General features: G+C 37.2%; 15 protein-coding genes. 1 reads left to right on the forward strand and 14 read right to left on the reverse strand.

All coding sequences use genetic code 11. The annotated features are described in order from the left end of the window. Positions 1-197: 197 nt before the first annotated feature. The 8 genes from IGJ04_RS03080 to IGJ04_RS03115 form a co-directional block, all read right to left on the reverse strand. Positions 198-1,526, reverse strand: coding sequence for an APC family permease (locus IGJ04_RS03080; RefSeq protein ID WP_438839885.1), 1,329 nt, complete (start codon positions 1,524-1,526; stop codon positions 198-200). A 289-nt stretch (positions 1,527-1,815) separates the two neighbouring features. Then, positions 1,816-2,889, reverse strand: coding sequence for a 23S rRNA (adenine(2503)-C(2))-methyltransferase RlmN (rlmN, locus tag IGJ04_RS03085; RefSeq protein WP_002356987.1), 1,074 nt, complete (start codon positions 2,887-2,889; stop codon positions 1,816-1,818). Between the two features lie 125 nt (positions 2,890-3,014). After that, positions 3,015-4,844 (reverse strand): ABC transporter permease, encoded by a 1,830-nt coding sequence (locus tag IGJ04_RS03090; protein ID WP_438839886.1) that lies wholly within the window; start codon positions 4,842-4,844, stop codon positions 3,015-3,017. Then, the gene (locus IGJ04_RS03095; RefSeq protein ID WP_002381711.1) at positions 4,834-5,583 is read right to left on the reverse strand and encodes an ABC transporter ATP-binding protein; all 750 of its coding nucleotides are present in this window, start codon (positions 5,581-5,583) and stop codon (positions 4,834-4,836) included. Before IGJ04_RS03095 ends, IGJ04_RS03090 begins: the two co-directional genes overlap by 11 nt. A 117-nt stretch (positions 5,584-5,700) precedes the next feature. Further along, positions 5,701-6,402, reverse strand: a complete 702-nt coding sequence (locus IGJ04_RS03100; RefSeq protein ID WP_002356983.1) for a GntR family transcriptional regulator — start codon at positions 6,400-6,402, stop codon at positions 5,701-5,703. 130 nt (positions 6,403-6,532) lie between these two features. Next, positions 6,533-8,956 (reverse strand): DNA translocase FtsK, encoded by a 2,424-nt coding sequence (locus IGJ04_RS03105; protein ID WP_438839887.1) that lies wholly within the window; start codon positions 8,954-8,956, stop codon positions 6,533-6,535. Between the two features lie 171 nt (positions 8,957-9,127). Further along, positions 9,128-10,339: an NAD(P)/FAD-dependent oxidoreductase gene (locus tag IGJ04_RS03110; RefSeq protein WP_438839888.1), complete on the reverse strand. Its 1,212-nt coding sequence runs from the start codon at positions 10,337-10,339 to the stop codon at positions 9,128-9,130. A 28-nt stretch (positions 10,340-10,367) separates the two neighbouring features. Further along, on the reverse strand, positions 10,368-11,273 hold the full coding sequence (locus IGJ04_RS03115; protein WP_343440881.1) for a prenyltransferase: 906 nt from the start codon (positions 11,271-11,273) through the stop codon (positions 10,368-10,370). Between the two features lie 121 nt (positions 11,274-11,394). On the opposite strand from IGJ04_RS03115, the gene IGJ04_RS03120 reads away from it, so the two are divergent. After that, positions 11,395-12,375, forward strand: coding sequence for a polyprenyl synthetase family protein (locus tag IGJ04_RS03120; protein ID WP_438839889.1), 981 nt, complete (start codon positions 11,395-11,397; stop codon positions 12,373-12,375). Positions 12,376-12,454: 79 nt separating this feature from the next. On the opposite strand, the gene cydC is transcribed toward IGJ04_RS03120, so the two are convergent. From cydC to IGJ04_RS03150, 6 genes are all read right to left on the reverse strand, one after another. Next, on the reverse strand, positions 12,455-14,221 hold the full coding sequence (gene cydC, locus IGJ04_RS03125) for a thiol reductant ABC exporter subunit CydC (RefSeq protein ID WP_438839890.1): 1,767 nt from the start codon (positions 14,219-14,221) through the stop codon (positions 12,455-12,457). Next, positions 14,218-15,951 (reverse strand): thiol reductant ABC exporter subunit CydD, encoded by a 1,734-nt coding sequence (gene cydD, locus IGJ04_RS03130; protein ID WP_438839891.1) that lies wholly within the window; start codon positions 15,949-15,951, stop codon positions 14,218-14,220. The genes cydC and cydD overlap by 4 nt, the downstream gene beginning before the upstream one ends. 4 nt (positions 15,952-15,955) lie before the next feature. Continuing rightward, positions 15,956-16,969, reverse strand: coding sequence for a cytochrome d ubiquinol oxidase subunit II (gene cydB / locus IGJ04_RS03135; RefSeq protein WP_002356976.1), 1,014 nt, complete (start codon positions 16,967-16,969; stop codon positions 15,956-15,958). Next, complete coding sequence (locus tag IGJ04_RS03140) at positions 16,966-18,384, reverse strand: cytochrome ubiquinol oxidase subunit I (protein ID WP_010707351.1); 1,419 nt, start codon at positions 18,382-18,384, stop codon at positions 16,966-16,968. Before IGJ04_RS03140 ends, cydB begins: the two co-directional genes overlap by 4 nt. Positions 18,385-19,049: 665 nt before the next feature. Next, positions 19,050-19,913 (reverse strand): AraC family transcriptional regulator, encoded by an 864-nt coding sequence (locus tag IGJ04_RS03145; protein WP_002369920.1) that lies wholly within the window; start codon positions 19,911-19,913, stop codon positions 19,050-19,052. Positions 19,914-19,997: 84 nt separating this feature from the next. Next, positions 19,998-22,079 carry a DNA topoisomerase III gene (locus tag IGJ04_RS03150; protein WP_002388224.1) on the reverse strand — a complete coding sequence of 694 codons (2,082 nt, stop codon included), beginning with the start codon at positions 22,077-22,079 and terminating at the stop codon, positions 19,998-20,000. Positions 22,080-22,158: the final 79 nt, after the last annotated feature.

The raw sequence follows: 22,158 nt of genomic DNA on the forward strand, positions 1-22,158 counted from the left end.
TTTCAGCAAAAAAAAGAACCTTCACCATTAAGATGAAGGTTCTTTTTTTGAAGTTTGCGCTGTCCATCTATCTTCCCCAAAATAGTGGAACTCCTAGACACTTAGTATTATACTAAAAAAATCTTGCGTTTAGTTTTCAAAAATTTCTCTGAATCACAAAATTTTTGAGAAAAACTATGATAATCCGATTGGATCGTTTACGTTTTTGGCTTCTTTTTTTGTTTATTAACTAAATAAACTGGAATTCCTAGAAGCGTAATTCCTATACCAATCAATGCTAGAATAGGCTGTGTAATACTCGTTGTAACCAAGATGAAGATACCACCTAGACTTGCGATAATTGGAATAATTGGATAGCCAGGAACTTTATACGGTCGTTTTAATTCAGGTTCTCGTTTTCTTAAAATAAAAACGGCTAAGAAAATTAATAGATTAAACAGCCACATAACAAAAACTAACATATCCGTCAATAAATCGAAGGTCCCGAAAAACATCATGATAATGGCTACAGCTAACTGGAAAATTCCAGCAACGTAAGGAACAACAAAGCGTTTAGACAACTTTTGAAACTGACGACTAAAAGGCATCAGATTATCTAAGGCTAAGGCATAAGGAATCCGAATCCCTGTCATTGTGTAGCCGTTTAACGCACCATATACAGAGATTAAAATCCCAATAGTTACGATTTTGCCGCCAATTGGTCCAAAAATAGCCACAGAAGCATCCGAAGCTGCATTCAAATTCCCAGCGATTTGCTCAATTGGTAATGTTTTTAGAAATACAAAATTAATTAAAGCATAAATTAAAGTAATCAATAACAAACCAAAAATAATGGCTTTAGGCAAGTCTCTTTCTGGTCGCTTCATTTCACCAGCCACGTTACCCACACCTAGCCAGCCATCATAAGCAAACATGGTGGCGACTAAGGCGCCACTAAAAGCAACTAAAAAGCCAGTATTCGCTGTTGTTTCAATGGGAAAAAGCGAAACAGCTACTTGTCCTGGAGTAAATAATCCTACTAAAGAAATCAAGGCAATTGGAATCAGTTTTACCACCAATGTTGTTGATTGGACCAAAGAAGCAATTTTTGTTCCTAATAAATTAATTATCGTGATACTGGTTCCCGCAAGAATGGCAATTGGAATCAATAAATTTGCCGATAAATGAAACAAATTGATTAGTTGTGTACTAAAAATAATGGATAACGCCGAAATGTTGGCAGGATAATAAATGATACTTTGTGCCCACCCTAAAAGAAAACCAGCTAATTTACCATATGTATATTCAATATACTTCACTGCGCCACCTGTTTCAGGGATTGCTGTAGCAAGTTCGGCGCTGGTTAATCCTGCACAAATGGTTAAGGCACCACCTAACACCCAAGCAAAGATAGCTAAACTAGCTGACTGTGCGTGTCCAACGACACTCGCAGCTTTAAAGAAAACACCAGCGCCAATCACCGTACCCATTACCGTGGATAACGCACCAAACGTTGTTATCTCTCTTTTTAATTGCTTTTTCTCCATAGACTCCCTCATTTCATTTAAACTAAACAAGCGTAACAAAATTTCACTTTCTTGAAAAGATAACGAAAATAATAGCTGTTTTCATGAAAAATTCTGTGACGATCTCTTTTCAGTATAGCTATTTCTTTTAGAATTTCAAGTTTGAAAACCACAAAAAGAAAATTTGTCATAAAAGTTTTAGAGCATTCATCTTTTGTTTATAAAAAAGAATTGAAAAACCGACGATTTTTTATTAAATAAACGAAAAATCGAATCAAAAAGAAACCTTTCTGATCCGATTTTAACTATGTTATTGGTTTTTGACTTTTTCTTTTTTCATTTGTTTACTGCGTAATTGTCCGCAAGCCGCATCAATATCTGTTCCGTGTTCTTTACGAATAACACAATTGATGCCATTCTTTTTGAGTACATCATAAAATTTTAAAACCGCTTCTTTAGAGCTTCGGCTATATTGATCGTGTTCACTCACTGGGTTATACGGAATCAGATTAACATAAGAAAGTTTTTTCTTATTCCGTAGTAAATCTGCTAATTGTTGAGCATGTTCTGGTCGGTCGTTCACTTGACTCAACATAATATATTCAAATGTAACACGTCGGTTTGTTTTTTCAATGTATTCATCAATTGCTGCCATTAATTTTTCAATTGGAAAACTACGATTAATCCGCATAATTGATGTACGGACTTCGTTGTTAGGAGCATGTAATGAGATTGCTAAGTTTACTTGTAGTCCACTGTCTGCAAATTCACGAATTTTTGGCACTAAACCACTTGTTGAAACTGTAATATGACGGGCACCAATAGCCAAGCCTTTATCATCATTAATCGTTCGTAAAAAGTTCATGACATTGGCATAATTATCAAATGGTTCACCAATTCCCATCACAACGACATGGCTAACACGTTCATCCAACCCACGTTCATCGAAATAATGTTGCACCCACATAATTTGGGCTACAATCTCGCCAGCAGTTAAATCTCTTTGTTTTTTTAATAGCCCACTAGCACAAAATGTACACCCAATATTGCAACCAACTTGAGTGGTCACACAAACAGATAATCCATATTCTTGACGCATCAAGACTGTTTCAATCATATTTTTATCTGGTAATTCAAATAAATATTTTACGGTACCATCTTGTGCTTCTTGCACAATGACTTGTTTTAATGGATTTAATGAAAAATTTTCTTCTAATAAAGTCATCAACGATTTAGAAATGTTCGACATTTCACTAAATGAAGCAACACGTTTTGTATACAACCATTCCCACACTTGTGTTGCGCGAAATTTCTTCTCGCCATGGGCTAAAAACCAGTCCACAAGCTGTTCTCTCGTCAGTCCATAAATGGATTCTTTCTGCATTTCTTTTCCTCATTTCTGCTATTACATTCGCTTCATAACTATAACGTATTCTCACTTTGAATGCAATATCACGAAGAGCCTCAAAAAAAAATCGTTAAGCGTGCATGCTTAACGATTTTTTATAATTAATCTTTCACTAAGTGATAAACTTTTTTGAAGTAGAACGTTCTAGCAATTAAATAGTAAACGACCTGAATCAATAAGAAAACACCTAAAACTTCCCAGCCAGCTAATTGCATTGGCTGATCTAAGACAGCATACATTGCTTTCAAAGCAACAGCTCCATGAATAAATGAAACAACAATTGGGGTAAAGAATAAAATACCTACTTGTTGGTAAATCATTTTCTTCAATTCTTTTTTCGTCAAGCCAAGTTTGTAAATCATCTTGAATTTTTCAACATCCGTATTCATATCACTGTATAAACGGAAGTATAAGAAACTACCCGCCGAAACAAAGAACACGATACCGATAAATAGTCCGACAAAAAGAACTGGCGTATAAAATTGCGTAATGGCTGCCGACATTGCAGCTGTTCCTAGTAACATCGGGTACTTGTCACCAATGATATTTTCTGCTTTTATCAATTCTTCACGATCAGTTCCTGCTTTGGGCTGCCAAATGGTATTTATTTCACTTTTAACTCCGTCTAACGGTGTTGTATCAGGAACAACTAAAATCCCTCCAGCTGTTGGCAAAACATTGGTTTTAGAGATTTTATCGACTTTTAAAGTTTGATTGTTAGCTAAACTAACTGTTTTTACGTCCACAAACATATCTGAAGGAACATTTTCTTGTTTTAAATTAACAACGCTATTCCCATCAATCGTTGGTTCGTCAATCATTTTTGCTAACTTATTATATTCTGATGCTTGAATTAAGCGGATACCTTCATTTGTTGTAAATTGTGGATACTCCACTTCATCAAACTGAATATTTTTTTCTTGGAATGTTTTTGTCGCAAATTGTTTCATTTCTTGATTTTCTGGGTTGGTCGAATCAGACAATGTCAGTTCGTACGGTACAGAACTTATTCCTTTAAAAATCATCTCGTTCACGCCGTATAACGTTCCAATGGCAGCAAAAGCAACCGTTGATATCACCGAAACCAAGAAGAACGAACGTGCATTATCTTTCATGCGGAATGCTAAATCTGATAAAACGACCATATTGGTTTTTTTCCAAAAGATTTTTGGTTTCCGTTTTAAACGTTCAATGACAGAAACACTCAATTGGTCAAATAAAAATTTTGTCCCTAAAATAACTAAGAAAATTACTGGGAACATCACCATTAAAACTAACTGTCCCTTAGCAACTAAAGCAATTCCATAACCGACAACTAAAAGCAACACGGCTAAGAAAGATTTAACTTTAGAGCTTTTGATTTCACCTTTACCCATTTCCCCTGCTTTTAATAGCTCTTGAAGTGTCGCTTTTGGCAAGCGGAATTGAATAAAGAAAGAAATTACTAAGAACAAGACCGCAAATGAAATGACAGTAATGATAAACGGCATCACTGGCAAATAAAAACCTAAACCTAGATGCATCAATAAATTGCTAATCCATAAAATAAACTGTGAAAATCCAACACCTAAAATGCTACCAAAAATTGTAGCAAAGAAACCAATCACTAAGTTTTCAATAAAAATCATTTTCTTTAACTGTTTTGGACTCATCCCTTGAATCATCAAGGTTCCAAACTCTTTTTTCCGAGATTGGATAAAGACATCCATCGAGTATAAAACGAATAAGAAAGAGAAACCATAGATTATAATTGCCGCAGCCGTCATTCCCATTTGTGCTTTAGGATTTAAACCATTAGCTAAGGCTGGGTGAAAGACAAAACCAGTGAACGTAAAAAAGATCATCACAGAAAACATTGTACTTAGGAAATAAGCCAAGTATAAATGCTCATTTCGAATCGTGTTTCTTATAACAAACTGATTAAAATTCATTATCGACACCTTCAATCTCAGCCAGTTTCACCATGATTAAATCGTAGAACTCTTTTTGATTGCCATTTTGGACAATTTCATCAATTAATTCACCATCTTTAATAAAGACAATGCGCTTGCAATAACTTGCGGCTAGCGGATCATGGGTCACCATTAAAATAGTCGCCGCTTCTTCTTCGTTTAATTGTTGTAACAAGCCCATCACATCCTTAGATGATTTCGTATCTAAGTTTCCTGTTGGTTCATCAGCCAATAATAATTGTGGATGATGAATCATTGCGCGAGCAACGGCGACCCGTTGTGCTTGTCCACCAGAAATTTCTGCAATTCGTTTTTTCAACAGATGATTGATACCTAAACGCTCACTTAATTCTGCTAATTGTCGTTTCATTACAGAGACTTTTTCTCCATCAAGCGTCAATGGCAAAATAATATTTTCTTCAACAGTTAATGTTGGCATTAAATTAAAGCTTTGAAAAACAAATCCTAATTCTGTACGACGGAATTTAGCAATTTGTTCTTGATTCAAATTGTTTGGATTTTTTCCATTTAAAAGTATTTCACCGTCTGTTGGACTATCGATTGTTGCCAACAAATTTAAAAGTGTACTTTTTCCACTTCCAGAAGGTCCCATAATACCAATAAATTCACCATCTTGGACAGTTAAATTAATCCCTTTTAAGGCTTCATATTTAATTTCGTTTCCGTAAACTTTTTTCAAATTTTGTACTTCTAACATATTTTCCACTCCTATTCTTCTCACTCATTTAGTGTATCGAAAACGAAAAAAAACAACAATAGAAAAGAATAACAATGAACTTACATTAATGTAAGTGCACTGTTATTCTTTTAAAAGTTATGCTTCATATTCAATCACATAAGGATGAATCTTCGTATTATAAATAGCTTCTGAATATTCTACGCAACGACCTGTTGGGCTTAACGAACGCCGAATTCTTTTTAAGCCCGTTGTTTCAGTTGTTTGCAACATCTTTTGCTCTGCTTCTGTCAAAGTTGCAACTTCAAAACGGTCTTCAAATTTATAAATTTCAATGGCATGGCGATCCATCAAACGATACAAGGATTCTTCTTTGTATTCAGTCAATGATACGTCTTTCATGGCAGCTGGCAAATAGTAATTAAAATAAATATAGGGTTGTTCATCGATTAGATATAACCGTGAAAGGTGAACCACTTCTTCTCCTAAAAATTGATAAGCCGGCATCTCTTTTGACAACGTCAAGTTTTCAACTTGTAAAACTTTTTTAGTTACTTTCTGACCTGATTCATTCAAAAATTCAGTGAATGTCCCTGCTTTTGATAGTTTATTATAGGGACGATTGCTTAACACAGTTGTGCCTCGGCCACTTTTTTTCTCAACAAATTCTTCTGTTGCTAACATTTCGATTGCCCGCCGAATCGTAATTTTACTAACATTAAACATCTCTTCCAATTCTGTTTCTGTTGGTAAAAACGTTCCTACTGGATACTTGCCACTCAAAATATCTTCTTTAATCTGATCTGCTACTTCTAAATAAAGCACGCTCTTTCTTCTCATGATACGCTCCCTCCCAACCGCACTATTCCTTTCTATTTTACCAGAAAATGATGATTATAACATGATGCTTTGCTGAAATTATAAAAAAAGAACAAAAATAGATAAATTTATCTATTTTTGTTCTTTTTGTTTATTGTTCTGGCGTTTCAGGTACTGCCTCTTCTGATTCCGCTTGTAGAAAGACTTTTCTTGGTTTGCTACCTTCTGATGGTCCAATAACTCCGTGTGCTTCCAATTCATCCACTAAGCGAGCCGCACGATTATAGCCAATTCTAAAACGTCTTTGTAGCAATGAAATACTAGCTGTTTGCATTTCAACTACCAAGTTTTTCGCTTCTTCAAACAACTCATCTTGAGGAGCTTCGCCACCGCCTGAAGTGGTCGGTTCATCCGTTGGCATCATGCTTTCTTGATATTCAGCTTCTTGTTGGTCCGTTACAAACGCAACCACTCGTTCGACTTCTTGATCAGAGATAAAGGCCCCTTGGATACGAATTGGTTTATTTTCTCCCATTGGTAAGAAGAGCATATCGCCTCGACCTAATAGTTTCTCCGCCCCGTTAGTATCAATAATGGTACGCGAGTCTGTCCCACTTGAGACTGCAAAAGCCATTCGAGAAGGGACATTTGCTTTGATGATTCCTGTAATGACATCCACACTTGGCCGTTGTGTCGCTAAAATCATATGAATGCCTGCTGCCCGTGCCATTTGGGCTAAGCGGATAATCGCATCTTCTACTTCGTTACTTGCCACCATCATTAAATCAGCTAACTCATCAACAATGACAACAATAAATGGCAGAATCGGACGATTTTCGCCATCTTCCGCATTTTTCTGTTGAATTAGTTGATTGTAACCAGTGATATTTCGGACGCCTGTTGCTGCAAATTTTTCATAACGAAATTCCATTTCTTGAACTACTTTTTGCAGGGCTTGGGCCGCTTTTCTCGGATTAGTAACCACTGGCGTTAATAAATGAGGAATCCCGTTATACACATTCAATTCCACCATTTTCGGGTCAATCATCATTAATTTTACTTCATGGGGTTTCGCTTGCATCAAAATACCTGTGATGATGCCATTGATAGCAACCGATTTCCCACTCCCTGTCGATCCCGCAATTAATAAATGCGGCATTTTTGATAGATCCGCAGTTTGAACCATCCCTGAAATATCTCGACCTAAAGGTACTTCTAATAGTTTATCTGGATGACTTGGTTGTGCCTCAACAATATCTCTAAAGGATACTGTACTAATTGCACTGTTAGGAACTTCAATCCCGATTAGTGATTTCCCAGGAATCGGGGCCTCCATACGAACATCTTTGGCCGCAAGCGCTAAAGCAATGTCATCCGTCAAGTTAACAATTTTGCTAACTTTTACCCCAACAGCGGGTTGAACTTCAAATTTTGTGACAGATGGTCCTAAACTAGCTTTGACTACTTTAGCATCAACACCAAAGCTCTTGAAGGTTTGTTCTAAGACGCCAATATTTTTTTCGATTTTTTCATATTCACCACTTTGATCCGTTGCTTGAATTGTATCTAACAAATCAGTTGGTGGTAGTTGATAATCACGATCTTCCGCTTCTTCAGAAATTTCAAATTCGAGAACACCAGCTTCATCTGACGCCTCTTCTTCCTGCTCTCGTTGCGGTTTTGTTGCTGCGATTGGTGGTACAGGCATCGCCTGATTTTGCTGTTGAAACGAATCAATTTGAACAGGCGTTGGTGCAGCCGGTTCTTCCACCATTGGTTGGTGGGTTTCAACTGGTGTTTTTGTTAAGCGCTCGGCTGCCGCTTGTTCCATGCGTTCCCGCTCTTGTAATTTTTGTTGGGCAGCGGCTTCAATTTTTGCTTGGCGTTCTGCAGCTTTGGCTTCTTTCTTCGCTGCTCGCTTCGCCTCTTTTTCTTCTTGTCGCGCCTGTGATTTTGCCGAAACATGACTTAGGCGATCTTGAATACTTTGGAAATGATCAACAATTTGCTGAAAATCCCACATACTCATCAAGAAAATACCCGCTAACAGTAGCAATGTGGCAATTAAATAGCTGCCAAATTGTGCCACCAAAAAGTACGTTCCTTGATAAAGCAGCGCGCCAATCATACCGCCCCCTACGTTTTGCGTCACTTGGTTGGCTTTTAAATCGCTTTGCAAAAATTCCCAAGTGTTACCTAAAATATCTGGTTGACTGCCACTAACATTTCGAAACATAAAGGCATGGAAAAATAACAAAACACTAATATAAATCAGAACAGCCCCAAAAATAGGGCGCCCTCTTTTCAACGGAAAATCTTTCCCATAAATCATGACTAATAAGCCATACAGGATTAGTAAAATCGCTGCAAATGGAAAGGTATTACCTACAACTAAGCGTAAACAATTCGCTAATAACGTGCCTAAAAACCCTAAGCGAAAGAGTCCAAAGACACCGAATAAAATAAAAATCAGGCCAAGAAATATATAATTTAAACGTTCTTGTTGTTGCTGTTGTTTTTTGGTCTTTTTCTTTGTCGTACTTTTTTTCTTATTTGTTGCTCTTTTTTGTGCCATTTAAATTCCCTCTTTCCATCACTTCTCATTATACATAAAAATGGAATCGAACAAAAGTGCCCACCTCATTTTACTTGAAAAATCATGGAAATTTTTTTAAAACTTTCATTTAAGAAAAATGGAACAATGGTCTCTTGACCACTGTTCCATTATTTCTTATTTTGCTGATTCTTAATGGTATAAGTCGAAACGACCTTTAGCCATCATTTCTTTGGTACCACCTGTTTCAAAGAGCGCTTTGTTCATGATAATTTTTTTCATGAATGAAGCTGGGTATCCTTTAATGTCTGTTTTACCAACAATTCCTAAAGCACGTGTATTTCCGACAGAACAAACAGAACCTTGTGATTTAAAGCTGAAAGGTTTAGTTGCTTCCCCTTTCAATTGTGCTTGAATATTTTTAGCAGCATGAGCGCCCATCTTCAAGGCGATTTGTGCTGTCGTTGGGTAAGGTCGATTAGTTTCTGTATCCATAACTGCTGAGCAGTCACCAATAATATAGACGTTGCTATGGTTCGCATCTGTTAAATCTGGTTGAACCATGACACGACCACGACGAGCTTCAAATCCAGAATCGCCTACAACGTGGCTTCCACTAACACCCGTTGTCCAAATAATTGTTTTAGCAGAAAGTTCTGCCAAGTCGCCTGCTTCGTTATCTTGATAAACAACTGCGCCTGGTTTGATTTCTTTAATCGGTTTACCTAATAATAAATGAATAGCTGAATCTTTTAATAATTGCACACCATAGTTCGCAAGTTTTTCGTTAAACATCGGCAATAGGCGAGTAACTGCTTCGACACAATAAATTTGGATTTGATCTGCTGAGACACCTGCGATTTCAGCAAATTTTGGTTTATTTTCAACAAGAGAACCTAATAATTCAATCCCTGTAAAGCCTGCTCCGCAGACAACGATTTTTAAGAATTCTTCGTTTTGAGTTGTTTTGTATTGACGCATTTGTTCTTGGATATGTTCATACACGTTTAAAGCCGTTTTCACATCTACCATTTGTAGAGCATGTTCTTGCACACCAGGGATACCAAATGATTCTGATTCAAACCCAAGAGAAACAACTAAGTAATCATAATTGATTGTTTGGCCATCTTCTAAAGCAACTGTTTGTGTTGCAGCATCAATTGTTTTAACTGTTCCTTGGATAAAGGTTGTCATTTTTTCATCGACAACATCCATAATATTGTATGTGATTTTTTCAGCTGGTTGTGTTCCAGCAGCAACTTCATGCAAGTCCGTTGCTTCGTAGTGATAGTTGTTACGATCCACTAAAGTAATTTCGACGTCTTTGGCGCCTTTTTGTAATTCGCGTAATGTTTTTAGGCCTGCATAACCAGCACCTAAAATAACAACATGTTTCTTATTCATTTTGATTCCCTTCCACTCTATAAAAAATTTACAGCCACCACAAACCTATGGCAAAAAATAGCACTTGTGCAGTTGCTCCCACAGCTAAGATCTTCACAGCACAAACAAATGTTTTACTCTTCACTTGTTCCTTCAATAAGGCTTGGGTTTGTTTCCGTACAAAAGGTAAAGTTAAAAGCATGAGTAACATTGTTGGCGGCGTCAATCCTAAACCGACAGCTAACAAAATGGCTAACATTGCTATTGTATTTAATCCGACGAATAATTTCAAAGAACTTGCTTTGCCAAGGTAATGAACTAATGTATATCTCTTGTTATTTTCATCTTCCTCTAAGTCACAGATATTATTTGCTAACATTAAGTTAGCAATGTAACAAGTGTTAGGTAAGGTGACTAAGAAAATCCCCCATAAATTAGCTGCTGACCAATTGAAAACTTCAAACGTATTAATGTAGACACAAATAAGGGTAATCATGAACCCCATTGTAAATCCTGAGAAAACTTCCCCTAATGGTAGACTGGATAAAGGTTTCGGTCCTGATGAATAAAAAATACCAATTAAGTAACAATAAAGACCCATAATTAATAACGGCCAGCCGACAATAAATGACAACCCAATCCCCATTAAAGCAGAAACGAGAATCATCCAAAAAATCATTTTGCGTATTAATGGCAAAGATAAATTTTCTCGACCGATAATATTCGTTTTTTCCTTATAATCATGAACTTCTGTGGCATGATGGTAATCATTATAATTATCTAAAATATCGACTGCCATATTAAAAATAAACATCGCAATGAAAAAAATTAAAACATAACCAACATGGAGCCGCCCATATTGGTACCAACTAAAACAAATTCCTAACAAAAATGGCAAAACACTCGCCGTTTTTGCTTTTAATTCTACTAATTCAAAAAATATTTCTCGATTCAAACTATCCCTCCGCTACTTTTTTACAAACTTTGTTACTTTTAAAACTTAATTACTGTATTTCTGTCGCCAATTCGTATACAATCAAATAGTATTGAACCACTGAAAGGATCGTAGTATATTTATGAACACATTTTGGAAGTCGTTTCCTGACGTTGAACGTTCTTTAACGGAAACATGTGAATTAATTGAACAAACGTTGCATACACGCAACGAAGACATTGAAGAAGCCTTAGTAACTTTGGCTCGTTCTGGCGGCAAATTATTACGCCCCGCTTTTTTCTTTCTTTTTGCTCAACTGGGTGATGAAGAAAAACAAGAGAAACAACAACTATTAAAAATAGCTGCATCTTTGGAAATCCTACATATGGCTACGTTGATTCACGATGACATTATTGACGATTCTCCATTGCGCCGAGGCGCTGTGACTATTCAATCAAAATATGGTAAAGACGTGGCTGTTTACACAGGTGATTTACTATTCACTGAATTCTTTACTTTGATTGCAGATGCCATGAATGGCTCTGAATTTATGAAAATCAATGCACAAGGAATGAAACGGTTATTACTTGGTGAACTCGATCAAATGAGTCATCGATTTGACCGCCGCATGTCGATTCCTGCTTATTTAAGAAGTGTCAACGGCAAAACAGCCGAACTTTTTTCACTAAGCTGTCTTGAAGGGGCCTATTTCGGTCATAGTTCAAAAGAAGTCCAACGTTTGGCTAAACGAATTGGCCGTCATATTGGCATTGCTTTTCAAGTCTATGACGATATTTTAGATTATACTGCCGACACGGAAACCTTGAAAAAGCCCGCTTTAGAAGACTTGTCACAAGGTGTTTATACGTTACCCCTTCTCTTCGCTTATCAAGCAGCACCTGACGTATTCAGCCCTTATTTGGATAAAGAACGCGCCATTACCTTAGAAGAGGCAGCTGAAGTTGCGGCGCTAGTCAATGACTATCATGGCGTTACAGAAGCACAAGCTTTTGCTAAAAAAGTAACCAACAAAGCAATCACTTATATTCAACAATTGCCTGATGGCACAGCAAAAGAAACCTTACTTTCCTTAACTGAGCTCTTATTACATCGTTCATTTTAAACGTTTTATGGAAGAATTGCCATTAATTGAAATAGAAAAACGACTGATTGTTTGCTTTAATCAACAACCAGTCGTTTTTTTATTCCTCGAAAGAACTAATGCCACGATCAATTCGGTAAAGTTTTTGATAATGCGCATTGGTTGCAAGTAATTCTTCTGGTGTACCACTCATCTCTAATTGGCCATCTTCAATAAAAATCACTTGATCCATCAAAGTTACGCCTTGCAAATGGTGGGTAATCCAGATGACGGTTTTATCTTTTAATGCCTCAAAAAAGGTTTCCAGCAATTGCTGTTCTGTAATTGGATCTAAACCAGTAGTTGGTTCGTCTAATAACACAATCGGTGTATCTTGCAAAAGAATCCGCGCTAGTGCCAAGCGATGTCGTTCGCCACCAGAAAAACGCAAACCTGCTTCATCCACCATTGTTTGTAAACCTTCTGGTAATTGGGTAACCATTTCTTTTAAGCCAACTTTTTCTAAAACCGCCCAAACTTCTGCTTCGCTCGCTTCTTCTCTACCAATCCGAATATTATTTAAAATGGTTGTTCGAAATAGGTACGGTGCTTGGTGCATAACCCCAATATATTCAGTCATCGTCTCACCAAATGCCTCAGTTGGGATGTTTCCTAAAAGGATTTCTCCCGAAGTAGGCCGTAAATCACCACGAATGAGCGAAGCCAACGTACTCTTTCCGGAACCACTGCGCCCTAAAATCGCTAATTTTTGTTTTTCAGGAATTGTTAACGATAAGTCATTTAATACCTTTTTCTCTTGATTTTCATATGCAAAAGACAAATGTTCTATCGATAAACTGGTGCCATTTGGCTGAACAGGCACTTCTGTTGAGTCATCTTCCCCTTCAGGAAGCTCATTAAAACGACGAATGGAATCCTTATAAATCGTTGTTTCCTGTGCTGCAGCAGGTAGCGGAGCAAAAGCATCAATTAACGGAAAAACGGTTAAAACAAAGGCACCAATCCAATTGGCTGCACCCCCATGATTACCTGGAAACCGCACACTAGTCCAAGCTAAGACAGCAATCGCAATCACACCAAACAGAAGTTGTAAAACAAAGTCTCGGCCACGGTTAAATTGCTTCATTTTTTCATCTAATGCACGAACATTCGCTTCATCTGTTTCATAACGAGCAACGAATTCAGAGCCACGTTGACTAAATACCCAATCAGACACACCTAGAATATTGTCGGTTAGTGTTTGATATAACTCATTTTTGGCATATTTATGTTTTTCTTGACGCGCACCATTCACTAGAACTGAAACAAGTGGTAATAGAAAAACAACCACTCCTAACATCAGTAACATGCATAAAGCAAACCACCAAGAAAAGAAACCTAATGCAATCACTAAAAAGATATACAAAATCCAAGCAATAACGGTTGGGAAAATCGTTCGTAAATACAAGTTTTGGATATGATTAATATCCTCCGAAAGCAAACCTAAGATATCCCCAGTGCGATATTTTGTCTTAAAGAAAATCGCATCTTTTTCTAGCACATTATAAAGTTTCAAGCGCAGATCAGAGGTCATTTTTAACACCCAGTTATGACTCGTTAGACGCTCCACATAACGAAAAACAGGACGGCCAATCCCGAATACTCTTGTTAAAACAATGGGAATATAAATTAATAAAATATTCTCTGGTAAGGAAGCCGCACGACTGATTAAGTAACCAGACGTAAACATTAATGCCCCTGCGCTAAAGAACGTCAAGAAGCCTAAAAGTAAGGCAAAATACAAGGTTTTTTTATAGCGTTTTAAAAAAGGACGAACCCATTGATCGTTTTTCCAAACGTCTTTCGTTGTCGGCTGTTTTTCCATCATTGGCGTCCTCCTCTCATTTGCTTCATTAATTGAACATAGTAGCCATCTTTTTCAATCAACTCTGCTAGCGTTCCTTGTTCCACTAATTGACCTTTTTCCATCACTAAAATGTAATCCATTTCTTCCATCCAATGCAGACGATGTGTCGCAAAGAAGACAAGATGATTGTTCATTAATGGCAACATGCGCTCTTTCATTTCAACTTCTGTTTCAATATCCAAATGCGCTGTCGGCTCATCAAACAGCAAGACGTGGCGTTTTTGATCGACAAAGGCGCGGGCCAACGCTACTCGTTGCGCTTGTCCCCCACTTAACATTCGACCACTTTCCCCAATAAAGGTATGAATTCCTTCGGGAAGGTCTTTAACCAGCTCGTCTAAGCCAACTAACTGAATCGCTTGCTGAATCGCCTCATCTGTTGCTTCAGGTGTATAAAAGCGAATATTGTTTGCCAAAGTATCTTGGAAAATATATGGTGCTTGCGGAATATAAAGGATTTGTTTTTGCCAGTCTTTTTGTAAAAAATGTGGAATCGTTTGGCCATTTATCGCCAATTGACTCGTTTCTTCTGTTGGCAATAAAAAGCCACTTAATAAATTAATTAACGTTGACTTACCAGAACCACTCGCCCCAATAATTCCAATCTTTTTGCGACCATCAACAGAGAATTGCAACGATTGAATTGCTTCTTGCGTTGCATCTTCATAGGAAAAATTTAACGCTGTGACTGACAACTGACTTTCTTGATGCCAATCATCTAACGTGAGCACATCGGTCTGTTCTGCTTCTGGCAATGCTAATACCGCTTGGATCGCTTGAAAAGAGTTTTTTCCATCTAAGGTTGCGTGATAATCACTTGAAAAATCACGAATCGGTAAAAAGAACTCAGGTGCTAAAATTAAAGTAACCAAGGCAGGAAATAATAAAATCGTGCCGTTTAATAAACTTAATCCAAGGAAAACTGCCACAACAGCTACCGATAATGTCGTAAAAAAGTCTAACGCAAAGGTTGATAAAATAGCAATTTTCAATGTACTCATGGTCGCTTTTCTGAATCGTTCACTTGTATGGTAAATACTCCCAGCATATTTTTTACTCAACCCAAACAGTTTCAGCGTGTCAATTCCTCGTAAGGAATCAATAAAATGATTGGAAAGCATTTGAAACGCCGCATATTGCTTGTCCGCTTTACTTTGTGCTGCATAACCTAACACAATCATAAAAATAATAATAATCGGAAAAACAATCAGTAATGTTACGCCTGAACGAATATCTTGTGTAAAAACAAAGGCCAAAATAATCCAAGGAATAATCATCATATTCATCATTTTTGTCAAAATCAATTGTAAATAATTTTCGGTTTGACTAATGCCTTCTAAAGCCATGGTAACCATATTTCCAGTCCCATTTTTTTGAACAACATTTGGCCCCAAACGGAAAATTTTGGTTAATAATTGTTCGCGTAATTCTTTCGAGCGTTCATAACTAAATGTATCGAGCATTCTCTCACGAAAATACGTAATAACATGTCGACCAAGATAAAAAATAAAAAAGAGTAAAATACTCTGTAGTTGTTGGTTAAGATGCCCGCCACTCCAAAGGCCGACAATGGCTTTTGAAAGAAAAAAAGCTTGCCCAATTATAAAGACTGCTTGCAGGAAAGAAAAACCTGCAAGCAAGACAAGAATTTTTTTGATTTTAGGCATCTGTAAGATGTCTTTATCAATCATAGATTTAATACCCCTCTGGTACGGCTGTCTGTGAAATACGTTTTCTGAAAATATAATAGGACCAAGCAGTATAAGCTAACACGAATGGTAAAATGCTTAAAGAAATCCACGTCATAATTTTTAGTGTATATGGTGTGCTTGTTGCATCTTTAATCAACAAATCAAAACCTTCACTACCAATCATAACACGTGGGAACAAGCCACTGAACAAGAGAGCAACTAGTACAACTAATGTTAAACCACTCGCTAGAAAAGCTAACATCTCTTTGCGTTTAAACACCCCAACATTAGCAATGACCGTTAAGACCACAATTGCTAACGTTAAAATTAAAGTGACCGCAAAGTTCTTTTCATAAAAGTCCGTTTTGAAGTACATCAACACTGCAAAAACAACTAAACCGACATATAAAACGCCGTATAAGATTTCTGCATAATTTCGAGCACGTTCACGAATTGGGCCTTCTGTTTTTAAAGCAATATAGTTCATGCCGTGTAAGTAGCAAAGTAATGTTAAGGCTACTCCACCAACAATTGAAAACAGATTAAAATAATCCGTAAATTGCGCATGCATATTGCCGTTTGCATCTAAAGGCATCCCTTGGACTAAGCTGATAAACAAAATACCAAAGAAGAACGGTACAAGGAAACTACCAATTGATAGCGTCCAGTTCCACATCCGACGACGTTTACCTTCCGGCATGTTGTGGCGGAATTCAAAGGAAACTCCGCGAATAATTAAGCCAAATAAAATCGTAAATAGAATTAAATAGTAGCCACTAAATAATGAAGCATACCAATATGGGAAAGAGGCAAACATTGCGCCGCCCGCTGTTAATAGCCAAACTTCGTTTCCGTCCCAAACAGGTCCAATTGTTGCAACGACTTGATCTTTTTCGTCGTCATTGTGTGCCAACGTTTGAACGGCCATTCCAACACCAAAGTCAAATCCTTCTAAGAAGAAGAAACCTGAGAACAAGACGCCGATAAGGACAAACCATAATAATTGTAGTGTACTCATTCGCCAAATACCCCCTTATCAAATGGATCCAACGCTGGTTCATTTTCTTTCGCTAATTTTTTCGCTTCATAGTCTGGTCCTTTACGTAATTCTAAAATGACCAAGTAAACCATGACACTACCTAAACCAGCAAATAATAAGAAATAAATGACATTTGACGTAATTAATGAAGCAACCGATACATTTGGTGAAACACTTTGTTCAATAGTAAATAGTCCATAGACAGTCCACGGATAACGACCTAATTCAGTGACTAACCAACCTGTTGTATTCGCAAGGAATGGTGCGAACGTACATAAAGCAACAACCCACAGCATCCATTTCTTCTCGTACAGCGATGGTTTTTTCTTCCTTGTAAAGAATAGTCCTAAGGCAGCAACCAATAACATTAAGGCACCAAAACCAGCCATGATACGGAAGCTCCAGAATAAAGTGTTAACTGGTGGATAATAATTTTTATCATCCCCATATTTTTCTACCAAGCGCTTGTTGACTGTATCCATTCCATCAACCGAACCTGATAATTTGTTATACGATAAAATACTTAGCATATATGGAATATCGATACCAAAAACTTGTTTATGTTCTCGTTCATCTGCCCAAGCAATCAATGTCCAAGCAGCAGGATCATCAGAGTCTTCATAGGCCCCTTCCATCGCCGCAAATTTCATTGGTTGTCCTTCAATTAGAGCTTTCATTTGCAAGTCGCCAGCTAATAAAACGCCGATTGAACCGAACAAAGTAACCCATAAGCCAATGCGCATAGATGCTTTGTGGAATGAAATATCCCGTTTTTTCAACAATTGGAAAGCAGCCATACCAGCTACTGCCATGCCGCCCAATGTAAAGGCGCCCATGATAACATGTGAAAATTCATACCAAACTTTTGGATTGCTGATGACAGCTACAAAATCCACCATTTCAGCACGGCCATTATTGATGACATAACCTACTGGATGTTGCATAAAACTATTGGCAACTAAAATCCAGAAAGCAGACATCATTGAACCGAATACGACTAACCAGATAAAGGTTACGTGAACTTTTGGATTCATTTTATCCCAAGTAAAGATCCATAAACCTAAGAATGTTGACTCTAAGAAGAAAGCTAAGAGCGCTTCTACCGCCAACGGTGCCCCAAAAATATCTCCGACGAATCGAGAATAGTCAGACCAGTTCATCCCAAACTGAAATTCTTGAATAATCCCGGTTACAACCCCAACAGCGAAGCTTAATAGGAATATATTTCCCCAAAACTTGGCCATTTTACGATAACGTTCCTCTTTTTTCACAACGTACATTGTTTCCATAATTGCTACAACAAGTGCTAATCCTATTGAAAACGGTACGAAGAAAAAGTGGAAAACTGTTGTCATCGCAAATTGGATTCTCGCCAATGTTACAATATCAAACATATTATTTCCTCCCTGATTTGCCTCCACACAAAGAAACAAGCTTACCTGAATTGTTCATTTCCATTAGCGATGACTCCTTTTATCTATGAAACTAAAAGAAAATTCAAGTGAACTTTTCCAAAAAGTGTGAAAATGCATGTAATATAGAATAATTCCAATCTAAGTATACAACTTTCTGAGGCAGAAACCAAACAATACAGAAGCATTTCTCACAATTTTTTTAGGTGCTACCAAGATTTCTTCCCTTTCTTCTATCAATAAAAAAAGCCCTTCCTAAAAAAAGGAAGAACTAATCTCAATCTATCAACATTTTGACTTATCACTTGATTAGTTTTCGAAAATTGAAGCAGCTCGTCTTTGATGATAAAAATTCTAATCTTGTGATAAAAATTACGGATTGCTTGTGGTGATAGTTTGTTTTTTAACAACATGGCTATAAAACTCTAATTTTTGAGTAATCGTACCAACTTGGGTTTTGGTACCATTCTAAACAACATGACTCTAAAACCTCGGAGAATTATTTTTTCTCCATGATTCCGTATTCGCATCACTTATCCATAGCTAGATTTCAGTTTAGAAGGTCTGATTTTTTTCTTCACGTTTATTATACCAAACTTTCTCCTTCTTGGCGGAAAAACCCACCATTTTTCAATGGTGGTTTTTCTTTATTTAGTAGCTGTAACAGCGAGCCAGATTTCACTATACTTAGCTTCTGCTGGTCCTTGATATTGCGTAAACGAAATTTCTGGTGCTGCAACGACTTGGTAACCAGATGAAGGCAACCATTCAGAGAATATCCTTGCCCAGGTTTCTTGTAATGTTTGTGGGAAAGGACCTTCATTTGGAAAAACCGCCCATGTATGAGCAGGTACGCTTAGTTGCTCCAAATCTTCATAGGTATTTTCTTGCGAAGTGGCAAAGCCAATCATGTGTGTCATTTCTCCACCTTCTGTTGTTCGTCCCTCTTGAAAGTCAAAAGAAGCATTTACTACTTGATGAGGATATATGTCATCAAATGTATGCATTTCCGCTCGTTGTTGTGGTGTAATGCGCTGTGCTAATTCCATGATTGCTTGATTTTCCCCTTGATACTGCAAGGGAACCTTCTGACTAACTCCGACTATTTGAAACGCTGGTTTTTCAATCAATTTAACATCCATTGATTGTCCTCCTTTAATATCAATATAGAAAGAGAATTTAGGGAACGTTTTTTGGATTTGTGTTTTCATTACTTCAGAAGGGGCTTGTCCTGACCAATCGCGAAAGGCTCTTGAGAATCCTTCAATACTTTGATAACCATATTTAAAAGCTACATCTGTCACTTTTTCACCAGCAAGTAATGCTAAATTTGCTTCCGCCAAACGTCTCTTTTTAATATATTCAGCCAGACTCATCCCCGCAATAAACGAAAAAGTTCGTTTAAAATGGTAAACAGAAATCCCTGTCTTTTTTGCCAATTCATCGAAGGATACTTCTTCCGTTAAATGTTCTTCAATATAATCCATTGCTTGATTTAAATTTGCGAGCATCCGTGTCCCTCTCTTTCTATTTGAAAGTTTACTAAAGACCAACAAGGATGACTTGATTATTTAGAGTCAACATTCGTCAAATTGCTACTCTTGGTTCATAGCGGCTTTTAAAGCCTGTGCTAAAGCACTTTCTTCTGGTTCGTCTGGTTGTGAATATTTTTTCATCAAACGACGTTCTTCATGTTTAGTCATTTTTTGTTTTCGTTCTTTTTTATCGGGAATTTTTTCAGTAATCGAACAGAATTTACATTTGAAAGAACGACCATTTTTTCCTTCTATGATAACCATTTTTTTATGGCATTGTGGGCAACGGTGATTGGATACTTTAGGATCTTTTCGCCGACGATAAGAACATTCTTGGTTTGTACAAACGTAAATCTTCCCATCTTTCGTATTTTTTTCCCGTAAGTTTGAGCCACAATCTGGACATTTTTTTTGCGTAATGGAAAAATCTTGATATTTTTTCTCGCTTTGTTTAATTTCACGGACTAATTTTTTCGTATCCTCTTCAATATCCTTTAAGAAAAGTTGACTCTTTTGTTGACCCGAAGCGATTGCTTCGAGCGACTTTTCCCATTTTTCCGTTAGTTCAGGTGTCACAAGTGATGGATTCACCAAGTCTAATAGTTGCTTTCCTTTGGCAGAGACACTTAAACCGCTATTGGTTCGTTCCATCAATTCTGATTTAATCAGTTTTTCAATGATTTCAGCTCGCGTTGCCGGTGTGCCTAAACTGTGTTTCTCCATTTTTCCTAACAACGTTCCTTCGGTTAATGGTTTTGGCGGCGACGTTAATTCTTTGTTAATGGTAAAGTTTGGCGCAACGGTCATGCCTTTTTGCCATTGGACAGTGGATAGCGGCTGTTCGGCTGTTGTTTTCCAACCAGCAACAACTACTTTATTTTGATGAAAGACAAATGTTTCTTTTCCAAAAGCGACTGTAACTTTTGTTTGTTTGGTTTGATTTGGCTCAGCAAACAAACCTAAGAATCGTTGAACAATCATTTGATAGATTTTTTGTTCATCATTGCTTAGTTTTTCATAACGAGGACGTTGTTCAGTTGGAATCAACCCATGGTGATCCGTGACTTTTGCATTTTGGAAAACTTTTTGTTGTTTAACAACGGCCCCATTTTTAAGGTAGCCTTTCACTTCTGGTGAAAAATCAGCAATAGCTTGAAGGCGCTCTTTCATCGTTCCTTTCATATCCGTCGTTAGATATTTGCTGTCAGTTCGAGGATAGGAAACAATTTTATGGGTTTCGTATAAACTTTGTACAAGAGACAACGTTTTCTTTGCAGAAAATTGGAATCGCTGGTTGGCTTCACGCTGGATTTCGGTTAAATCATACGGTAACGGCGCATTTTCTGTTTTAACTTTTTCTTGGATATCGGTAACTAAGCCCTTTTGTTTTGAGAGTTCTTTGACTAATTGTTCTGCTTCCTGCCGTTCTTTTAAAGCGTATGGATTTTTTTGGGTCATCTTTGCTTTTTCTGATTCAACAGTTAACGAGATAGTAAAATAAGTTTGAGGCTTAAATTGTTCAATCGTTTTTTCTTGTTGGCGTACCATTGCTAAAGTTGGTGTTTGAACACGACCTGCGGATAAGTTATCTTGATATTTCACTGTCAAGGCCCGTGTGACGTTTAGCCCAACTAACCAGTCAGCTTTTGCGCGCGCCAAGGCAGAGTAATACAAATTATCGTAGTCTTTCGCTGGGCGAATTTTCTTAAACCCGTCTTTAATGGCTTTGTCTGTTTGAGATGAAATCCATAAGCGTTTGACTGGTTTGTTAAAACGGACATATTCTAAAATCCAGCGGGCCACTAATTCACCTTCACGACCAGCATCAGTGGCAATCACGGCTTCAGAAACATCTTTACGATTAGCTAATTGTTTAATCGCTTTTAATTGATGTCCCGTTTTCGGTAACGGTTTAATCCCTAAATTCTTAGGAATCATCGGTAAAGTTTCCATTTGCCACGTTTGCCATTCTTTGTTTAAATCTTCTGGCATTTTTAGTCCTAAGAGATGGCCTAAAGCCCAGGTGACAATCACGTTGGGTCCTTCATAATAATTCTTATTTTTTTGATTTGCTCCTAAAACGCGGCTTAAATCTTTTGCTACGCTAGGTTTTTCAGCAATAATTAATTGTTTTGCAACCACTAGTTTCGCTCCTTTTTGAGTGCTATCTTTTCGTATTATACCAAATATTGGTTCGATTTTCTCTAAATTCCGAGAATAG

This window comes from Enterococcus sp. AZ050 (assembly GCF_051715085.1).
Taxonomy (GTDB): Bacteria; Bacillota; Bacilli; order Lactobacillales; family Enterococcaceae; genus Enterococcus; species Enterococcus faecalis.